The sequence below is a fragment of the Brucella sp. BE17 genome (assembly GCF_039545455.1).
Taxonomy (GTDB): Bacteria; Pseudomonadota; Alphaproteobacteria; order Rhizobiales; family Rhizobiaceae; genus Brucella.
In genome coordinates, this window is sequence record NZ_CP154467.1 from 1,818,564 (window position 1) to 1,835,536 (window position 16,973).

The window sequence follows — 16,973 nt, forward strand, 5'->3', positions numbered from 1 at the left end:
GTTAAGGTGCTACCGATTGAAGTGGGCCTCGGATAGAGTTTCCATTTCATGAGCGGCATTTTGCCGACAGCAGCTTGCTGGAAGGTTTGATCACTACAGATTGAAAAGCTGTATCAGGGGTAATTGACCTGGTTTCTTTTAGCCGGTATATCCCACCCGTTGTCCGCTTTGGACCATATTCATTCTGCTGTGGCAGAAACGTGCGGGTGTGGTGGAACTGGTAGACGCGCCGGACTCAAAATCCGGTTCCGAAAGGAGTGTCGGTTCGATTCCGACCACCCGCACCATCTTCAATCTGAAGACAGCGCAACGCTCATCACATCTATCCTATCAAAGTGGTGGCGATATGATTTCGCCCTTCCCTATCGAGCATAGCTAGCAGCAATACTGGTTGATATACCAAAGGCGTTGCCGTCCAATCGCACGCTGGCTGATCAAGGGCTGGACGCGACGCGCCGGAGACTGGCGGCAAATCCCCCAATAAGGGCGCATCCAACTCCGTGTTTTCATAGAGAGGGATGAAACATGTTCATGCGGTCTCCAGCGCTAGTCCCAAATCGGCTATCAGATCATCGGGGGGCTCGATACCGATGGAAAGACGGATGGTCGATTGCAGCACACCAATGCGTTCGCGCACGGCCACCGGAACACCGGAATGCGTCATCGTCGCGGGATGGCTGGCAAGCGACTCTGTTCCGCCCAGACTGACCGCAAGCTTCAATATCTGCAATGCATTGAGAAAACGGAACGCCGCTTCCTGCCCCCCTGCAATATCGAAAGAGAAAGTCGAACCAGCACCGATGCACTGGCGCTTGAACAAAGTGCCCACATCCGAATCCTCATCGGCAAAAGGCAGATAATGCAGCTTTTCCACCTTTGGATGACCACGTAGGAATTCAGCAATTGCGTGGGCATTGTTATTGGCCCGCTCCATGCGCAGCCCCAAGGTTTCAAGCGATCGCCCCAGCATCCAGCACGAATGCGGATCGAGTTGCGTGCCAATCGCTCCACGCAGCGCCTTAACCTGCTTGACCAGAGATTTTGCACCCAGCACCGCACCAGCAATAAGATCGGAATGACCACCGACATATTTGGTTAGCGAATAAAGCGACAAATCGGCACCATGATCGAGCGGCTTCTGGAACACCGGGCCAAGAAGCGTGTTATCGCAGGCGATAATCGGGCGGTGCCCTTGCCGTGATTCTAACCTGTCGGCAACACGGCGAATCGCTGCAATATCGACCAGACTATTGGTCGGATTGGCTGGCGTTTCGACAAGAATAACCGAAACCCGCCCTTTGCCGAGCGCGTCCGCCGCAGCCTTTTCAATCGACCCTTCATGCACACCATCGGCAAAGGCGACCGCTTCAACACCAAAATTCACAAAGGTTTTTGCCAGAAGCGTTTCTGTACCACCATAGAGTGGCTGCGAATGCAGGATCACATCGCCGGGACGCACAAAGGCGAATAAGGTCGTGGCGATTGCCGACATGCCCGATGAGAACAGTGCCGCACTTTCCGTCCCTTCATAGACCGCGAGACGGTCTTCGACGATCTCACTATTGGGATGATTGAAGCGGGAATAGACCAATCCTGCGCCTACCCCCTCCGGCGGCTCCCTGCGACCGGATACGAAATCGAAGAAATCGCGGCCATCTTCGGCGGTCTTGAAAACGAAGGTCGAGGTCAAAAAGACCGGCGGCTTGACGGCCCCTTCCGAAAGCTCGGGGTCATAGCCGTAATTCAACATCTGCGTTTCTGGATGCAATAGATGATTACCCAGAGCGGTTCTGTACGGTCGCGGCGCGGTCATAAAAGCCTCCTGAAAAGCAGAACTCCTTCGTCCGCGCTCATCGCCCGAACGAAAGAAGTTTAGCAGACAGCGTCAGGAATCTTCTTTCGTTGTTTATCCCTCAAAGGAAATCGCTGCCAAGCAACAAAGCGCAAAAGGAATAATGCGCCTACTTGATGATCAGCACAGGCACGGAACTCAGCGACAACACTTCTGCCGCCTGACTGCCGAGAAGGAGCTTGTTGACGCCGCGCCGCCCGTGAGAGGCAATGACGATCAGGTCGCAGCCTCTGGTCTTGGCGGCTTCGACAATGCCCTGGGCCGGAGACTGGTTTTCGACATGGACCGCTTGCGCAGCAACACCTGCCGCTTCAGCGATCGTCTTGGCTTTCGTCAGAATTTCACCCGCGGCCTTGGTGATCGCCTCGCGATACTCCTGAAAGGCCGCAGGACTGGACGCCCATTCCGCAGCAACAACGATACCATAGGATGGCAAAAGTTCAGTCACGGAAACGAAGGTGACCTGCGCGCCAACGCCCTTGGCCAGTGCCACACCCTGCTCCACGCCCTTTTCAGCCAGTTCCGACCCGTCAGTCGCAATCAGAATATTCCTATACATCACATGATTTCCTCGTTGCCTGATTATGAATTCATTCTAAATGCATCACCCATCCTGACACATTGACGTGGATCAATCGGGATCCCATCAGCCTAATACGGACACGCCAGTTTTCCGCGAAACCATATTTCAAAAATGACAATCAAAAAGAATATTTTTCTAAATTCATGTCGGTAATTGCATGCAATCGCCTAGGCTTTTGCTCTATTTCCTCTTAAACTTTGCGCAACACAAAGGGAGTTTCAGCCATGAACAAAACACTTGGCACAAAAGCCGACAGAAAAGTCGGTCGCGGACACGTTTACGGTTCCATTCTGGAGACAATCGGCAATACACCGCTGGTTCGCATTGATAAATTCGCCAAGGAAAATGGCGTCGTCGCCAATCTTCTGGTGAAGCTTGAATTCTTCAATCCATTGGCAAGCGTCAAGGATCGTATCGGCCTGGCACTGATTGAATCCCTTGAGGAACAGGGCAAGGCTGTTCCCGGCAAAACTGTTTTTGTGGAACCCACATCCGGTAATACCGGCATCGCGCTGGCTTTTGCAGCCGCCGCCAAAGGCTATCGTCTTATGCTGACCATGCCCGAAACCATGTCGATCGAACGCCGCAAGCTTCTCAAGCTTCTGGGCGCCGAACTGGTGCTGACCGAAGGTGCCAAGGGCATGAAAGGCGCGATTGCCAAGGCTGAGGAAATCGCACAGGACAATCCCGATGCCGTGATCCCGCAGCAGTTCGAGAACCCTGCCAACCCGGACATTCATCGTCGCACCACGGCGGAAGAAATCTGGAACGATACCAATGGTGAAGCCGATATTCTGATCTCCGGCATTGGCACCGGCGGCACGATCACCGGTGTCGGTCAGGTGATCAAGGAGCGTAAGCCATCCTTCAAGGTGGTGGCGGTGGAGCCGAAGGATTCGCCCGTTCTCTCTGGCGGCACACCCGGTCCGCACAAGATTCAGGGCATCGGTGCCGGCTTCGCACCAAAGACGCTCGACACCAATGTTTACGATGAGGTCGTTCAGATTTCCAATGACGATGCCTTTGCCAATGCGCGCCTGATCGCCCGCATCGAAGGCATTCCGGTCGGCATTTCATCCGGTGCCGCATTGGCTGCAGCCATTGAAGTCGGCAAGCGCCCAGAAAACGCCGGCAAGAACATCGTTATCATTATTCCATCCTTCGCAGAGCGCTATCTTTCGACAGCCCTTTTTGAAGGTCTTGAATAGAAATATCGCATTGAAAACACAAAAGCCGGGGCGTCATGCGCTCCGGCTTTTTTATGCTGCGAGTATAATCCGAAAATATCAGTGGCTCATCCGCTGAGCGCAAGCCGGGCCCGGCCCGCGCATATAATGGCGCTCGGGCCTGTAGCTCGGTGCAACGAACTCGCGGATGACATTTACGCTGTCACGTAGCTGAACAAGGATGCTCATCGTTTTCACCTTCATCGAAACATACTGTCCGGAATTCCGAACATCTTAATGAAAACTTTAACAATTAAAGATGAACAAGCCCTAAATCCGCATCGTTAATGATAAGTAAATGGTAACGATAAACCTGTTTTCCACAGCACTGTGAGCCCATGCAATCGGAATGAAGCCAAAGTTACCGCGTCGGGACCGGCTCTTCGCCACGGTAATCGTAAAAACCGCGTCCTGTCTTGCGGCCCAGCCAGCCCGCTTCGACATATTTGACCAGCAACGGACAAGGGCGATATTTTGAATCCGCCAGACCGTCATGCAGCACCTGCATGATCGACAGGCAGGTGTCGAGCCCGATGAAATCGGCAAGCTGCAACGGCCCCATCGGATGGTTGGCGCCAAGCTTCATGGCTGTATCGATGGCTTCAACGCTGCCCACACCTTCATAAAGCGTATAAATCGCCTCATTGATCATCGGCAGCAGAATGCGGTTGACGATAAAGGCTGGAAAATCTTCCGCCACCGTCACCGTCTTGCCAAGGGCTGCAACAAAATCATTGGATTTGCGGAATGTGTCCTCTTCTGTCGCAATACCGCGCACCAGTTCCACCAGTTTCATCACCGGCACAGGATTCATGAAATGAATACCGATGAAACGTTCCGGGCGATCCGTTGTTGATGCAAGCCGGGTGATGGAGATTGAGGACGTGTTGGTGGCCAGAATGGCTTCGGGATTAAGGATCGGGCAAATCTGGGCAAAAATCTTGCGCTTGACGGTTTCGTCTTCCGTCGCAGCCTCGATTGCCAAATCGACAGCCGCCAGATCTTCCATGGAATTTGCAGGCGCGATCAGCTTCATAGCCGCTTCGCGCTCGCTTTCCTGCAATTTTCCTGAAGCGACCTGACGCGCCATGTTGCCGTTGATGGTGGCGATGCTTTTTTCCAGCAGGTCCGATGCCGCGTCGTGCAAAAACACCTTATAGCCTGCCAGGGCACAGACATGAGCAATGCCGCTGCCCATCTGACCTGCGCCGACCACACCCACCGTTTTGATTGCCACAGTCGTCACTCCTTCATTCGTCATCGACACATTCAGACTATCAGGCATAATATTTGGCTCTGAATGCCCAAGCTTCCTGTCCCAGATGATAGATTACCAGTGAAAATTGCAATCCATATTTTTTGGGTTTCTTGCTTTAAAGCCTGCCCATTCGTTTTGAAAAGCTGCAAAAACAAAACCCGCCCCATCGCGGGACAAAGCCTTTGACGGGAACGGGTTGAAAAAACAGCGGATGAAGCCCGCTGCAATCGACCATAAATTACAGTGCTTTTTCCAGCTCCGGCAGAACGGTGAACAGATCGCCGACAAGACCGTAATCGGCCACCTGGAAGATCGGCGCTTCCTCGTCCTTGTTAATCGCCACGATCACGCGGCTGTCTTTCATGCCCGCGAGGTGCTGGATCGCACCCGAAATACCGACTGCGATGTAAAGATCCGGTGCAACCACCTTGCCGGTCTGGCCAACCTGCCAGTCATTGGGCGCATAGCCCGCATCAACAGCTGCACGCGATGCACCAACGGCAGCACCAAGCTTGTCAGCGACCGGAAGGATGACTTCCTCGAACTTTTCCGAAGAACCCAGTGCACGTCCGCCCGAAATGATGATCTTGGCCGAGGTCAGTTCCGGGCGATCCGAATCCGACAGGGTATTTTCAACAAAGCTCGACAGTGCCGGATCAGCGGCAGCATTAATGCTTTCAACCGAAGCCGAACCGCCCTCGCCCGTCGCCGAGAAAGAAGCTGTGCGTACCGTGATGACCTTCTTGGCATCGGCAGACTGCACGGTCTGGATCGCATTGCCTGCATAGATCGGACGCTTGAAGGTGTCAGCGGACACAACCTCCATGATTTCCGACAGCTGCATCACATCAAGCAGTGCTGCCACGCGTGGAAGCACATTCTTGGCCGAGGTGGTGGCTGCTGCGATGATCGTGTCGTAGTTTCCTGCAAGTTCAACGATGGCTGCAGCCACTGGCTCGGCCAGACGGTTTTCGAGCGCATCGCTTTCAGCGAGCAGTACCTTGCGCACGCCGTCGAGTTTCGCTGCCGCATCGGCGGCCGCTTTCGCACCCTTGCCTGCAACCAGAATATCGATATCGCCGCCAATTTGTGCAGCAGCGGTTAATGCCTTCGCCGTCTGATCGGAAAGACTTGCATTGTCATGTTCTGCAACAAGAAGAATAGCCATGTGTTTGTCCCTTCCGAATTCTTACAATACGCCGTCGGCTTTGAGCTTCTCAACCAGCTCTCCGACGGAGCCGACCTTCACGCCAGCCTTGCGGCCACTCGGCTCTTCGGTCTTCAAAACCTTGAGGCGCGGGGCAATGTCAGCACCGAAATCGGCAGGTGCTTTTTCATCCAGCGGCTTCTTCTTGGCTTTCATGATATTGGGCAGCGATGCATAGCGCGGTTGGTTCAAACGAAGATCGACCGTCACAATTGCGGGAAGTTTGACATCGATGGTCTGAAGACCGCCATCGACTTCGCGCGTGACCTTGGCAGAACCATCGCTCAGATCAACCTTGGATGCAAAAGTTGCCTGGCTCCAGCCAAGCAATGCCGAAAGCATCTGGCCAGTCTGGTTGGCATCGTCATCAATGGCCTGTTTGCCGAGGAAAACGAGGTCCGGCTGTTCAGCCTCGACCACACCTTTCAAAACCTTGGCCACGCCGAGTGGCTCGACGGCCTCGTCGGTCTTCACAAGGATGGCGCGGTCCGCACCCATGGCAAGCGCCGTGCGCAAGGTTTCCTGCGCCTGTGCCGGGCCAACCGAAACCGCAACGATTTCCGTGACCTTGCCCGCTTCTTTCAGACGGATCGCTTCTTCAACCGCGATTTCGTCAAAAGGATTCATCGACATCTTGACGTTGGCAAGCTCAACGCCTGATCCGTCTCCCTTGACACGGATCTTAACATTGTAATCGACAACCCGTTTCACTGCGACAAGGACTTTCATCCGCGATCACCTCTTCATAGACTTTGCGACACGACTATGCCGCCATGAATTTCCATCCGCATGTCAGAATCCGACATGAAACTTTGCTGACAGACGCGCCACCAACAGCGGCACTTTGCCGCTCTGCCCGGAACCGCCTGAAACCTAAAGAGGGTTGTCGGACGCGTCAATCAGGGAAGGCACGCATTATCGATTTAAATGAATTTATTCTGACAGATACTGATTGCAATTTTTCAACATGCCGCAGTCTGCGAGCTCGGCCTGCCAATTTCGTGGCGTTTACAAGCGCGCCCGCATGCGTTAGGAGGGCGGCGTTAATAATCCGGTCGCAGCCTACCCGGTCAAAACAAGGACTGAAAACGATGAAAACGCTTGTCATCTGCTCCGGCGGATTGGACTCCGTTTCGCTTGCGCACAAAATCGCAGCGGAACATCAGCTTACTGGCCTCGTTTCTTTTGATTACGGCCAGCGACACAAAAAGGAACTCGACTTTGCGGCAGACTGCGCAAAGCGGCTCAATGTTCCCCACCAGATCATCGATATCCGCACCATCGGGGCGAGCCTCACCGGTTCGGCCCTGACCGACGACATCGATGTGCCAGACGGTCATTATGCCGAAGAAACCATGAAAATCACCGTCGTACCCAATCGCAATGCCATCATGCTGGCAATTGTATTTGGTGTGGCGGCGGCACAAAAGGCTGAAGCCATCGCGCTCGCCGTTCATGGCGGCGATCATTTCATCTATCCCGATTGTCGCCCCGGCTTTATCGACGCTTTCCAGACCATGCAGAACCATGCGTTGGACGGCTACGCCGACATCAAATTGCTGGCTCCTTACGTGAACAAATCCAAAAGCGACATTGTTGTCGATGGTGCGAAGCACAAGACGCCGTTTGAGGCAACCTGGTCCTGCTACAAGGGCGGCGAACAGCATTGCGGGCGCTGCGGCACCTGTGTGGAACGGCGTGAGGCCTTTCATCTGGCAAATATCAGTGATCCAACACTTTATGAAGACGCCGATTTCTGGCGTTCGGCAATCGAGAAGAGGAGTGCTTGATGTTTCGCATCACCAAGCAATTCCACTTCTCCGCCTCGCATCAATTGACGCAATTGCCTGCCGACCATCAATGCGCACGCCTGCATGGCCATAACTATATCGTTGAAGTTGAGCTTGCGGCTACCGAGCTTGATCAGCATGGATTTGTCCGTGATTATCACGAACTGGCCCCCCTCAAACGCTATATCGATGAAGCACTTGACCATCGTCATCTCAACGATGTTCTCGGCCATGATGGTGTGACGGCAGAATATCTCGCAAAACATCTCTTTGACTGGTCCCATGCGCGCTGGGCAGAGGTTTCAGCGGTTCGGGTCAGCGAAACGCCGAAGACATGGGCCGAGTATCGGCCATGAAAACACCTCCCGAAATCCGCATCAGCGAGATTTTCGGCCCGACCATTCAGGGCGAAGGCGTCTTGAGCGGCGAGCCAACCGTTTTCGTGCGCACGGGCGGTTGCGATTATCGCTGCTCCTGGTGCGACAGCCTGCATGCTGTCGAAAGCCGTTTTCGCCATGACTGGCAGCCGATGAGCGTTGACGCGATCTGGCACAAAGTAACGGCACTTTCACGAAAAAAGCCTATAACAGTGTCACTATCGGGCGGCAATCCGGCCATTCAACCGCTGGGACCCCTGATCGATCATGGTCACAATGAAGGCTATCGCTTTGCATTGGAAACGCAGGGCTCGATGGCAAAGGACTGGTTTGCACAGCTCGATACGTTGGTTCTCAGCCCCAAGCCGCCTTCAAGTGGCATGGATACGGATTGGGACGCGCTGAAAGCTTCAATCGATGCCGCAGGCTCAGGCCCCACAACCGTGCTGAAATTCGTGGTATTCGACGATGCGGATTATGCTTTTGCGCGGGCTGCATCCGCACGCCATCCACATTTGCCGGTCTATCTGCAACCGGGCAATCATACGCCACCACCGCCCGAGGATGACGATGCACGCATCGACATGGACGGCATCATGAGCCGTATGGAATGGCTGATCGACAAGGTGATGCAGGATTGCTGGTTCGAGGCGCATGTGCTGCCACAATTGCATGTGCTGATCTGGGGCAACAAGCGCGGGGTTTAGCTATCGATTCTGTCCCGGCACCCAAAGAACATCCCGCGCACCATTATCATTGACGGCGCGTGCGGCCACGAACAGGAAATCGGACAGCCGGTTGATATATTGCAGCGCTTCCTCCGAGACCACTTCGCCATCGGTTTTCGACAGCGCCACCATCAGCCGTTCGGCACGGCGCGAAACGGTCCGCACCATGTGCAGCGCCGCCGAAGCAGCCGACCCGCCGGGCAAGATAAACGAGCGCAGCGGTGCAAGATCGGCATTCAACTGGTCGATATCGCTCTCCAGTCGCGTCACCTGGGAGGCTACGATACGCAACGGCTCGTAGGATAATGGCTGACCGTCATCGGGCGTGGAAAGATCCGCTCCGAGATCAAACAGATCGTTCTGGATACGTGCGAGCATGGCGTCGATTGCAGGATGATCGCTCATATGAATGCGCACCATGCCGATGCATGCATTGGTTTCATCCACTGTGCCATAAGCCTCGACACGCAGATCGGATTTAAGCCGGCGCGGCCCGGAGGTCAGACCCGTCGTGCCATTGTCGCCGGTACGGGTATAAATCTTGTTGAGCCTGACCATCTTACTGTCCGCCTGTGTGGCGCGCGAAATAAATGGCACCGACAATCAGCACCACCGCGATAAACTGCAAAAACACGCGCGCCTGCATCATCTTGTTGGAAAAATTTGCGTCACCGCCCCGCATCATATTGCGCAGACCGATGATCAGCACGATTGCCACGGCCACCATTGCGACTATGGCCGCGCCCTTGAACAGAACGTCCATCTTGTTTCCTTCCCAAACTCACTATCTTTATTTTATCGCATTATCCTACGCAAAACCGCTGCGCACTTTTGCTGGAAATGCTGCCTTTTGCCTAACCGCATTATCCAACGCAAAACCGCTGCGCACTTTTGCTGGAAATGCTCTAGGACTGATCGGACAGCATTTTATACAGCCAGCGCGATGGCATCAGGCGTCGTGCTAGAATACCCATTTTCGCCGGTCGCGTAACCGCATAATGCGGGCGTGGACGCCGCGCCTCCAAAGCGTGCAGCAGTACAGTAAACACCGCTTCCGGTCCAAGCTTGTTCTTCGATTTCGTGCCGCCGCCATCAAGTTTTTGCATCTGTTTCTGGTAGAGGTCACGATGAACGGAACCTTCAAGGTCAATATTGGCGCGGGCATGTTTTGCCGCATTAAAAGTAAAGTGCGAAGCAATCGGTCCCGGTTCGATCATCGCAACCTCTATCCCGGATCCTTGAAGCTCCATGCGTTGTGCCAGCATCAGGCCTTCGAGCGCAAATTTAGACGCAACATAGGCCCCGCGCCATTTCATCGGCACCAGCCCCAGAATGGACGAGCAATGCACAATCCGCCCCTGCCCCTGTCTGCGCATCAACGGCACAATACGCTGTGTGAGATCATGCCAACCGAAGAAATTGGCCTCGAACTGCCGGCGTAACGCATCGACGGGCAAGTCCTCAACAGCACCCGGCTGAGCATAGGCACCATTGTTGAACAGCGCATCGAGCCTGCCGCCGGTTTTCTCAAGGACCTGTTCGATGAACTCTTCAATCGATGTCGGCTCCGCATAATCCATATAATACGCATCGAGCCCAAGTGTTGCCAGCGCTGCAATATCGTCCATTTTACGCGCCGTCGCGAAAACCTGCCAACCACGCTTGTGGAGCGCTCTAGCGCAATAAGCACCAATGCCGGATGAACAGCCAGTCACGATGATGCTGCGCGGTTCTATCATGATAGGGGTCCGATCCTCTGTCGCCTTTTTCCCACATTGCCCGATACATTGCTTGATTCGCCCTCTGTATGAAACGCCACAGCCCTTGCAATCCATGAAGGCTTGCTAGATTTATGATCTTACGCGACGAACCGAGGGGACCATATCTGCGCATGCGAAAAATCCGACGTTTTCTCCGTCAGATCACATTTGATGTTTACGGACATTTCAGCTCCGACGATGGCTGGGCTTTCGCAAGCCACATCGCACTGTCGGGCCTGATGGCGCTGTTTCCCTTCCTGATCTTCGCAACGTCACTGGCCAGCTTTCTCGGCACGCAGAAATTCGCCGATACGGCGGTCCATGTCATTTTCGATATGTGGCCGTCGAATATCGCCGCTCCCATTGCCAATGAAGTCACCAATGTCTTGACCGTGCAACGCGGCGGGCTTTTGACGTTGAGTGTGATTGCCGCCGCCTATTTTGCTTCCAATGGCGTCGAAGCGCTGCGCGTCGCGCTCAACCGTGCTTATCGCGTGACCGACCAGCGCTCGATCATCTTTTGCCGCATGCAAAGCCTGGGCTTTGTGCTGGTTGGCACACTGAGCCTGATGGCAATCAGCTTTCTGCTGGTTCTGGGACCGCTTGCCATGCGTATTGCAGAACAATGGTTCCCCGATATCGCGCCCTTCACAGGCACCATTGCTTTCTGGCGTTATACGATTGCCGTGATCGTTCTGGTCTTTGCACTTTTCATGGTCCACACATGGTTGCCCGCCGGAAGACGCCGCCTGAGCGATCTTCTACCCGGTATCGTCATCACGCTTCTTGCGTGGCTGGCGGCGGCCACTGCATTTGCCAAATATCTTGAAACTTTCGCCAATTACGTGACCACCTATGCGGGCCTTGCCTCGATCATGGTGGCAATCGTCTTTCTCTACATGCTCTCGGCGATTTTCATCATCGGCGCGGAAATCAATGCCGCAATCATGATTTTCCGCAAGCGCGAGCAGCAACCCGATCTGGTGACGGAATAAATCAGCGCTTCATGGTGGTGAGCGCGACACCCAGGGTCGTCACCACCATTCCGGTAATCTGGATCGGCCCAAGGGTTTCACCAAAAATCAGCCAGGCCATGATGGCAGCTGTTCCCGGCACCAGATAAAACAGCGACGCAACCTTCGACATCGCTCCTTCGCGGATCATCACAAGCAGCGCCAGAATGGCGCCAATGGAAAGCGCAAGCGTCAGCCAGATCAGCGCAAAAACAAGCTGCGGCGACCAGTCGACGATCCGCGTTTCAAAAATCCATGCACAAAGAATGGTAAGCAAGGCAGCCGCGATATATTGCACCGCAGTTCCGGCTTTCAGATCGCCTGCCGTTGCAAACCGCTTCTGCCAGACGGTGCCGGTGCTGATGGCCAAAACAGCAGCAAAGGCCGCAGCCAGACTTTTGGGATCGACACCGCTATTGGCTGAGAATTTGGGCCACACCACCAATGCAACGCCGCAAAAGCCGATCAGCAGACCCGCCCATTGGCGTCCGCTTGCCCTTTCTCCAAGAAGGGCTGCGGCTATCAATGTTGTGAACATCGGCTGAAGCCCTGCAACAAGCCCCGCCATGCCTGCGGGCAGACCGCGATGCACGGCCCAGAAAAGCGCTGAGAGGTACACGCCATGAATAAGGCTTCCGGCAATGACTGTATGGACCAGCGCTTTGCCGCTCGGCCACAGGCTGTGGCTCGCGAACGCCCAGATCGTCATGAGTGCGGCTGCAATGGAAAACCGAATTGCCATTAAGGTGAAAGGTTCCGCATAGGGCATGGACAGCCCGGCCCCGATGAAGCCGGTAGCCCAAAGCAGAACAAACATCACAGGAAACAGGCGGGTGGACATGGCAAACCTTCTTGATTGCGATCCGCCTTATACCAATCTGCCTCTGCCGCCTATTGTATAAATCTGATCGCTGCGATCAATTTGCCAAAAGCCAGACGCACCCTTATGAAAAGCGAATGAGTGAAGTGTCCGATACAATCTGCATTCTTGTCGATGCCGACGCCTGCCCGGTGAAAGCGGAAATCTACCGCGTTGCCGAACGCCATGATTTACGCGTCATCATTGTCGCCAACAGTTTTATTCAGATCCCCCGTGATCAGGAAAAGGTCGAACGCATAATCGTATCAGACAAGCTTGATGCCGCCGACGACTGGATTGCCGAGAATTCACGACCCGGCGCGATTGTGATTACCGCCGACATTCCGCTGGCCAGCCGCTCACTTGAAAAAGGCGCGTCGGTGATTGCGCCCAATGGCCGTGTGCATACGCAAAACACCATCGGCAATACGCTTGCCACGCGCAATCTGATGGATAGCTTGCGTTCCGCAGGCGAAACAACACGCGGCCCGGCACCATTTTCGCCAAAGGACCGCTCGACTTTCCTCTCAGCACTTGATCTCGCGATCGTGCGGCTCAAACGCGATGGGTATAAGCCTTAAAGTTTTTGTGCGGCCTCAATCAGCTTGATCGCGTCCGGCCCGTCCCATGGTGCGGGGCCGTTCATCGCGGAAATCTGGCAACCGTCCTTATCAACGAGCAGCGTTACCGGCAGACCGAAAGCAAGATTTTTGCGCTTGAGCTCATTAAAGCTCGCCATGGTGGCGTCGCGGTGCAAAGTCAGGTTGTTGACGCCGATCTCATTTAAAAAGCTCTTGGGCTTTTCATCCGATCCCGTATCGATATTGATGGCTACGACCTCAAAATCATCGCCGCCCATTTTGGCTTGCAGCTTATCGAGATCAGGCATTTCCTCGCGGCACGGTGCGCACCACGTCGCCCAGAGATTGACCAGAAGCGTCTTACCCTTGTAGTCGCCGAGCGTCATCTTAGTGCCATCCGGGCCCGTAAAGGCGATATTGGCCACCGAGATCGGCTTTTCCGCCGCACGCATGGCGGCCACTCCCCCGCTTGCTGCCGCATCGAGCGCTTTCAAAGAACCAGCCTTCAGTGCGCATTGAGCGGAGGCTTCATCATTTTGACCAGAAACATTATTGGCAACCGCATTGCCAGAAGGGCGCTCCATCACGTATACCGCGCCTATACCGGCAATAACTCCGGCAAGGGCGGCAAGATACACGATCCTGCGGTTTCCTGATTTTGCCTTACCGTTGTCTTTTGCCATCTCGCGTCACTTCTTTCCTAGTCTTGCATCCGAGGCATACGAGCATGAGCGAACAAAAATCAAGCAACCAAATGTGGGGCGGCCGTTTTGCCTCAGGGCCCGATGCGATCATGGAAGAGATCAATGCATCGATCGGCTTCGACCGCAAGCTCTATGCGCAGGATATTCAGGGCTCGCTTGCCCATGCCCAGATGCTCGTAAACACGGGCATCATTGCGGCAGAGGATCATAAAAAGATCGATGAGGGTCTCAAAACCATTCTCAAAGAAATCGAGGACGGCACATTTACCTTTTCGCGCAAGCTCGAAGACATTCACATGAATATCGAGGCGCGGCTGGCTGATCTTATCGGTGCCTCGGCTGGACGTCTGCATACGGCGCGCTCTCGCAACGATCAGGTGGCGGTTGATTTCCGCCTCTGGGTCAAGCAGGAGTTACAGAAAACCGCTGGCGCGCTCAAAAACCTGATTGAAGCCTTTCTCGAACGCGCCGAAGAACATGCGGCAACCGTCATGCCGGGCTTTACCCATTTGCAGACAGCACAACCGGTCACTTTCGGTCATCATTGCATGGCCTATGTGGAAATGTTCGGCCGCGATCTTAGCCGCGTGAATGACGCCATCGAGCGCATGGACGAATCACCCTTAGGTGCCGCTGCCTTGGCAGGAACCGGCTTCCCCATAGACCGCCACATGACCGCCAAGGCGCTGGGTTTTCGTGAGCCGACCCGCAATTCACTCGACAGCGTTTCCGACCGCGACTATGCGCTGGAATTTTTGTCGCTGGCCGCGATCTGCGCCGGTCATCTGTCGCGACTAGCTGAAGAAATCGTCATCTGGTCGACGCCGCAGTTCAATTTTGTAAAGCTTTCCGACGCTTTCTCGACCGGCTCTTCCATCATGCCGCAAAAGAAAAACCCGGATGCCGCCGAACTGGTGCGCGCCAAGACGGGTCGCATCAATGGCTCGCTCATTGCCCTTCTCACCATCATGAAGGGTCTGCCGCTCGCCTATTCCAAGGACATGCAGGAAGACAAGGAACAGGTTTTCGATACTGCCGAAAATCTGGAACTTGCCATTGCCGCCATGAGCGGCATGGTGCGCGACCTCACCATCAATGTCAGCGCCATGAAAAAAGCCGCAGGCTCCGGCTATTCGACCGCGACCGATCTTGCCGACTGGCTGGTCCGTGAACTGGGCCTTCCGTTCCGTGAGGCCCATCATGTCACGGGTCGCGCAGTGGCACTTGCTGAAAGCAAGAAGGTTGACCTCTCCAAGCTGACACTTCAAGACCTGCAATCGATCAATCCCGGCATTACAGATGCCATCTTCGACTATCTGAGCGTCGAGAAATCGGTAAAAAGCCGTCAGTCTTTTGGCGGCACAGCACCACAGGAAGTACGCCGCCAGATTCGCTATTGGAAAAAGCGGATCGCCAAGGCGTGATTTCACTTTGCGCGATTTTGGGTTAGAGCTAAGCACACGACATAGTCCGGGAACCAAAGCTGATGACAGGCCGCACCGCCATTTCTTCCGTCCTTCTGATCGCAGCATTAGCGGCAAGCCTTGCCGCTTGTGGTCGTAAAGGTCCGCTTGAGCCGCCGCCGGCGGCAACGATCACCAATGATCAGGGCCGCACGGTCGAAAAACCCAAAGAAGACAAACCTTTCATTCTCGACAAGCTGTTGTAATTCTCTTTCGCAGGTCCCCCGCCGTGAACCATTTTGAATATCGTGACGGTGTTCTGCACGCCGAAAATGTCAGCCTGCCTGAAATTGCAAAGGCGGTCGGAACACCGTTCTATGTCTATTCGCATGCAACGCTGGCGCGCCATTATCGCGTGTTCAGCGAAGCTTTTGCGGATATGGACACGCTCGTCACCTATGCGCTGAAAGCCAATTCGAATCAGGCGGTTCTGACTGCGCTCGCAAAAATGGGTGCGGGCGCCGATACTGTATCCGAGGGCGAAATTCGCCGTGCGCTTGCTGCCGGTATTCCGGCCACTAAAATCGTATTTTCCGGCGTCGGCAAAACACCACGCGAAATGGATTTCGCACTTCAGACCGGAATCTATTGCTTCAATGTCGAATCCGAGCCGGAACTGGAAATTCTCTCAAGCCGTGCTGTGGCGCTTAACAAGGTGGCCTCGGTTTCGCTACGCATCAACCCGGATGTCGACGCAAAAACCCACGCCAAGATTTCGACCGGCAAGTCCGAGAACAAGTTCGGCATTCCACGCGTCAAGGCGCGCGAAGCCTATGCGCGTGCGGCCAAACTTCCGGGCATTGATGTCATCGGCATCGACATGCATATCGGCAGCCAGATCATTGATCTCGAACCGTTCGACAATGCCTTTGCGCTGATGGCGCAACTGGTCGAGGAATTGCGGGCCGATGGTCATAAAATCCGCCATGTCGATGTCGGCGGTGGCCTTGGCATTCCCTATCATTTCGACAACAACCCGCCGCCGCTGCCTGTCGCTTATGCGGAAATCGTCGCAAAGCACATCAAGCCGCTGGGGCTCAAAACCGTTTTCGAGCCGGGACGGCTGATCGTCGGCAATGCCGGAATTCTGGTGACGGAAGTGATTTTCGTCAAAGAAGGCGACGCGAAAAATTTCGTCATCGTCGATGCGGCGATGAATGACCTGATCCGCCCGACACTTTACGAGGCCTATCACGACATCAAGCCGGTCAAGGAAGCCAACGACGATGCCCCGCGCATTCGCGCCGATATTGTCGGCCCCGTCTGCGAAACCGGCGACTATCTCGGGCTTGATCGGGAAATGGCAAAGCCTGAAGCCGGCGATCTTCTGGCCGTTTTCACCGCAGGCGCTTATGGCGCGGTTTTGTCGAGCACATACAACAGCCGCCTTCTGGTGCCGGAAGTGATGGTCGATGGCGAGCGCTATCATGTCATCCGCCCACGCCGGACTTATGAGGAATTGCTGGCGCTCGATTCCATCCCGGACTGGCTTTAAATTCACGGCAAGGCCTCGTCTTTGCCATGATGCATGTTATCCTGTGATCCGATTGGATGCTGGCAGAGAAATCAGAA

General features: G+C 54.7%; 20 protein-coding genes and 1 tRNA gene. 10 read left to right on the forward strand and 11 right to left on the reverse strand.

Annotation, left to right across the window (positions count from 1 at the left end):
- Positions 1 to 202: 202 nt before the first annotated feature.
- A tRNA-Leu gene (locus tag AAIB41_RS08815) sits at positions 203 to 287 on the forward strand.
- A gap of 242 nt (positions 288 to 529) precedes the next feature.
- On the opposite strand, the gene AAIB41_RS08820 is transcribed toward AAIB41_RS08815, so the two are convergent.
- Complete coding sequence (locus AAIB41_RS08820; protein ID WP_343312927.1) at positions 530 to 1,813, reverse strand: cystathionine gamma-synthase family protein; 1,284 nt, start codon at positions 1,811 to 1,813, stop codon at positions 530 to 532.
- Positions 1,814 to 1,961: 148 nt separating this feature from the next.
- The gene (locus AAIB41_RS08825) at positions 1,962 to 2,411 is read right to left on the reverse strand and encodes a universal stress protein (RefSeq protein ID WP_343312928.1); all 450 of its coding nucleotides are present in this window, start codon (positions 2,409 to 2,411) and stop codon (positions 1,962 to 1,964) included.
- A gap of 248 nt (positions 2,412 to 2,659) precedes the next feature.
- Here AAIB41_RS08825 and cysK point away from each other — a divergent pair, with 248 nt between their 5' ends.
- Positions 2,660 to 3,643 (forward strand): cysteine synthase A, encoded by a 984-nt coding sequence (gene cysK / locus AAIB41_RS08830; RefSeq protein WP_343312929.1) that lies wholly within the window; start codon positions 2,660 to 2,662, stop codon positions 3,641 to 3,643.
- Between the two features lie 78 nt (positions 3,644 to 3,721).
- Here cysK and AAIB41_RS08835 read toward each other — a convergent pair whose 3' ends face one another.
- The 4 genes from AAIB41_RS08835 to AAIB41_RS08850 all read right to left on the reverse strand — a co-directional run bounded on the left by AAIB41_RS08835 (position 3,722) and on the right by AAIB41_RS08850 (position 6,855).
- Positions 3,722 to 3,850 (reverse strand): hypothetical protein, encoded by a 129-nt coding sequence (locus AAIB41_RS08835; RefSeq protein ID WP_343312930.1) that lies wholly within the window; start codon positions 3,848 to 3,850, stop codon positions 3,722 to 3,724.
- A 172-nt stretch (positions 3,851 to 4,022) separates the two neighbouring features.
- Positions 4,023 to 4,898, reverse strand: coding sequence for a 3-hydroxybutyryl-CoA dehydrogenase (locus tag AAIB41_RS08840; protein WP_343312931.1), 876 nt, complete (start codon positions 4,896 to 4,898; stop codon positions 4,023 to 4,025).
- Between the two features lie 259 nt (positions 4,899 to 5,157).
- Positions 5,158 to 6,087 (reverse strand): electron transfer flavoprotein subunit alpha/FixB family protein, encoded by a 930-nt coding sequence (locus AAIB41_RS08845; RefSeq protein ID WP_343312932.1) that lies wholly within the window; start codon positions 6,085 to 6,087, stop codon positions 5,158 to 5,160.
- Between the two features lie 21 nt (positions 6,088 to 6,108).
- Complete coding sequence (locus AAIB41_RS08850; protein WP_343312934.1) at positions 6,109 to 6,855, reverse strand: electron transfer flavoprotein subunit beta/FixA family protein; 747 nt, start codon at positions 6,853 to 6,855, stop codon at positions 6,109 to 6,111.
- Positions 6,856 to 7,217: 362 nt separating this feature from the next.
- Between AAIB41_RS08850 and queC the strand changes: the two genes are divergently transcribed.
- The 3 genes from queC to queE are packed head-to-tail and all read left to right on the forward strand — an operon-like array spanning position 7,218 to position 9,000.
- Positions 7,218 to 7,916: a 7-cyano-7-deazaguanine synthase QueC gene (queC, locus tag AAIB41_RS08855; protein WP_343312935.1), complete on the forward strand. Its 699-nt coding sequence runs from the start codon at positions 7,218 to 7,220 to the stop codon at positions 7,914 to 7,916.
- The gene (gene queD, locus AAIB41_RS08860) at positions 7,916 to 8,272 is read left to right on the forward strand and encodes a 6-carboxytetrahydropterin synthase QueD (RefSeq protein WP_343312936.1); all 357 of its coding nucleotides are present in this window, start codon (positions 7,916 to 7,918) and stop codon (positions 8,270 to 8,272) included. The genes queC and queD overlap by 1 nt, the downstream gene beginning before the upstream one ends.
- The gene (queE, locus tag AAIB41_RS08865; RefSeq protein ID WP_343312937.1) at positions 8,269 to 9,000 is read left to right on the forward strand and encodes a 7-carboxy-7-deazaguanine synthase QueE; all 732 of its coding nucleotides are present in this window, start codon (positions 8,269 to 8,271) and stop codon (positions 8,998 to 9,000) included. Before queD ends, queE begins: the two co-directional genes overlap by 4 nt.
- Here the strand turns inward: queE and AAIB41_RS08870 are convergent, their stop codons facing one another.
- From AAIB41_RS08870 to AAIB41_RS08880, 3 genes are all read right to left on the reverse strand, one after another.
- Positions 9,001 to 9,579, reverse strand: coding sequence for a cob(I)yrinic acid a,c-diamide adenosyltransferase (locus AAIB41_RS08870; RefSeq protein ID WP_343312938.1), 579 nt, complete (start codon positions 9,577 to 9,579; stop codon positions 9,001 to 9,003).
- Position 9,580: 1 nt separating this feature from the next.
- Positions 9,581 to 9,784: a twin transmembrane helix small protein gene (locus AAIB41_RS08875; protein WP_343312939.1), complete on the reverse strand. Its 204-nt coding sequence runs from the start codon at positions 9,782 to 9,784 to the stop codon at positions 9,581 to 9,583.
- A 142-nt stretch (positions 9,785 to 9,926) separates the two neighbouring features.
- Positions 9,927 to 10,760 (reverse strand): SDR family oxidoreductase, encoded by an 834-nt coding sequence (locus AAIB41_RS08880; protein WP_343312940.1) that lies wholly within the window; start codon positions 10,758 to 10,760, stop codon positions 9,927 to 9,929.
- Positions 10,761 to 10,912: 152 nt separating this feature from the next.
- Here AAIB41_RS08880 and AAIB41_RS08885 point away from each other — a divergent pair, with 152 nt between their 5' ends.
- On the forward strand, positions 10,913 to 11,776 hold the full coding sequence (locus AAIB41_RS08885) for a YihY/virulence factor BrkB family protein (protein WP_343312941.1): 864 nt from the start codon (positions 10,913 to 10,915) through the stop codon (positions 11,774 to 11,776).
- 1 nt (position 11,777) lies between these two features.
- Here the strand turns inward: AAIB41_RS08885 and AAIB41_RS08890 are convergent, their stop codons facing one another.
- The gene (locus AAIB41_RS08890; protein ID WP_343312942.1) at positions 11,778 to 12,635 is read right to left on the reverse strand and encodes a DMT family transporter; all 858 of its coding nucleotides are present in this window, start codon (positions 12,633 to 12,635) and stop codon (positions 11,778 to 11,780) included.
- 116 nt (positions 12,636 to 12,751) lie between these two features.
- On the opposite strand from AAIB41_RS08890, the gene AAIB41_RS08895 reads away from it, so the two are divergent.
- Positions 12,752 to 13,234 carry a YaiI/YqxD family protein gene (locus AAIB41_RS08895; RefSeq protein WP_343312944.1) on the forward strand — a complete coding sequence of 161 codons (483 nt, stop codon included), beginning with the start codon at positions 12,752 to 12,754 and terminating at the stop codon, positions 13,232 to 13,234.
- On the opposite strand, the gene AAIB41_RS08900 is transcribed toward AAIB41_RS08895, so the two are convergent.
- Positions 13,231 to 13,917 (reverse strand): TlpA disulfide reductase family protein, encoded by a 687-nt coding sequence (locus tag AAIB41_RS08900; protein ID WP_343312945.1) that lies wholly within the window; start codon positions 13,915 to 13,917, stop codon positions 13,231 to 13,233. The genes AAIB41_RS08895 and AAIB41_RS08900 overlap by 4 nt on opposite strands.
- 44 nt (positions 13,918 to 13,961) lie before the next feature.
- On the opposite strand from AAIB41_RS08900, the gene argH reads away from it, so the two are divergent.
- The 3 genes from argH to lysA all read left to right on the forward strand — a co-directional run bounded on the left by argH (position 13,962) and on the right by lysA (position 16,896).
- Positions 13,962 to 15,362, forward strand: a complete 1,401-nt coding sequence (gene argH / locus AAIB41_RS08905) for an argininosuccinate lyase (protein ID WP_343312946.1) — start codon at positions 13,962 to 13,964, stop codon at positions 15,360 to 15,362.
- Between the two features lie 62 nt (positions 15,363 to 15,424).
- Complete coding sequence (locus AAIB41_RS08910) at positions 15,425 to 15,607, forward strand: lipoprotein (protein WP_343312947.1); 183 nt, start codon at positions 15,425 to 15,427, stop codon at positions 15,605 to 15,607.
- 23 nt (positions 15,608 to 15,630) lie between these two features.
- Complete coding sequence (gene lysA, locus AAIB41_RS08915) at positions 15,631 to 16,896, forward strand: diaminopimelate decarboxylase (protein ID WP_343312948.1); 1,266 nt, start codon at positions 15,631 to 15,633, stop codon at positions 16,894 to 16,896.
- Positions 16,897 to 16,973 lie beyond the last annotated feature (77 nt).

What these genes read in the sequence shown, in the direction of transcription:
- AAIB41_RS08845 (WP_343312932.1), bottom strand. Translation starts at nt 6,087, where the DNA reads ATGGCTATTCTTCTTGTTGCAGAACATGACAATGCAAGTCTTTCCGAT.
- AAIB41_RS08820 (WP_343312927.1), bottom strand. Translation starts at nt 1,813, where the DNA reads ATGACCGCGCCGCGACCGTACAGAACCGCTCTGGGTAATCATCTATTG.
- AAIB41_RS08875 (WP_343312939.1), bottom strand. Translation starts at nt 9,784, where the DNA reads ATGGACGTTCTGTTCAAGGGCGCGGCCATAGTCGCAATGGTGGCCGTG.
- AAIB41_RS08890 (WP_343312942.1), bottom strand. Translation starts at nt 12,635, where the DNA reads ATGTCCACCCGCCTGTTTCCTGTGATGTTTGTTCTGCTTTGGGCTACC.
- AAIB41_RS08825 (WP_343312928.1), bottom strand. Translation starts at nt 2,411, where the DNA reads ATGTATAGGAATATTCTGATTGCGACTGACGGGTCGGAACTGGCTGAA.
- AAIB41_RS08885 (WP_343312941.1), top strand. Translation starts at nt 10,913, where the DNA reads ATGCGAAAAATCCGACGTTTTCTCCGTCAGATCACATTTGATGTTTAC.
- queD (WP_343312936.1), top strand. Translation starts at nt 7,916, where the DNA reads ATGTTTCGCATCACCAAGCAATTCCACTTCTCCGCCTCGCATCAATTG.
- AAIB41_RS08900 (WP_343312945.1), bottom strand. Translation starts at nt 13,917, where the DNA reads ATGGCAAAAGACAACGGTAAGGCAAAATCAGGAAACCGCAGGATCGTG.
- queE (WP_343312937.1), top strand. Translation starts at nt 8,269, where the DNA reads ATGAAAACACCTCCCGAAATCCGCATCAGCGAGATTTTCGGCCCGACC.
- cysK (WP_343312929.1), top strand. Translation starts at nt 2,660, where the DNA reads ATGAACAAAACACTTGGCACAAAAGCCGACAGAAAAGTCGGTCGCGGA.
- AAIB41_RS08910 (WP_343312947.1), top strand. Translation starts at nt 15,425, where the DNA reads ATGACAGGCCGCACCGCCATTTCTTCCGTCCTTCTGATCGCAGCATTA.
- AAIB41_RS08835 (WP_343312930.1), bottom strand. Translation starts at nt 3,850, where the DNA reads ATGAGCATCCTTGTTCAGCTACGTGACAGCGTAAATGTCATCCGCGAG.
- AAIB41_RS08870 (WP_343312938.1), bottom strand. Translation starts at nt 9,579, where the DNA reads ATGGTCAGGCTCAACAAGATTTATACCCGTACCGGCGACAATGGCACG.
- AAIB41_RS08850 (WP_343312934.1), bottom strand. Translation starts at nt 6,855, where the DNA reads ATGAAAGTCCTTGTCGCAGTGAAACGGGTTGTCGATTACAATGTTAAG.
- AAIB41_RS08880 (WP_343312940.1), bottom strand. Translation starts at nt 10,760, where the DNA reads ATGATAGAACCGCGCAGCATCATCGTGACTGGCTGTTCATCCGGCATT.
- queC (WP_343312935.1), top strand. Translation starts at nt 7,218, where the DNA reads ATGAAAACGCTTGTCATCTGCTCCGGCGGATTGGACTCCGTTTCGCTT.
- AAIB41_RS08895 (WP_343312944.1), top strand. Translation starts at nt 12,752, where the DNA reads ATGAGTGAAGTGTCCGATACAATCTGCATTCTTGTCGATGCCGACGCC.
- argH (WP_343312946.1), top strand. Translation starts at nt 13,962, where the DNA reads ATGAGCGAACAAAAATCAAGCAACCAAATGTGGGGCGGCCGTTTTGCC.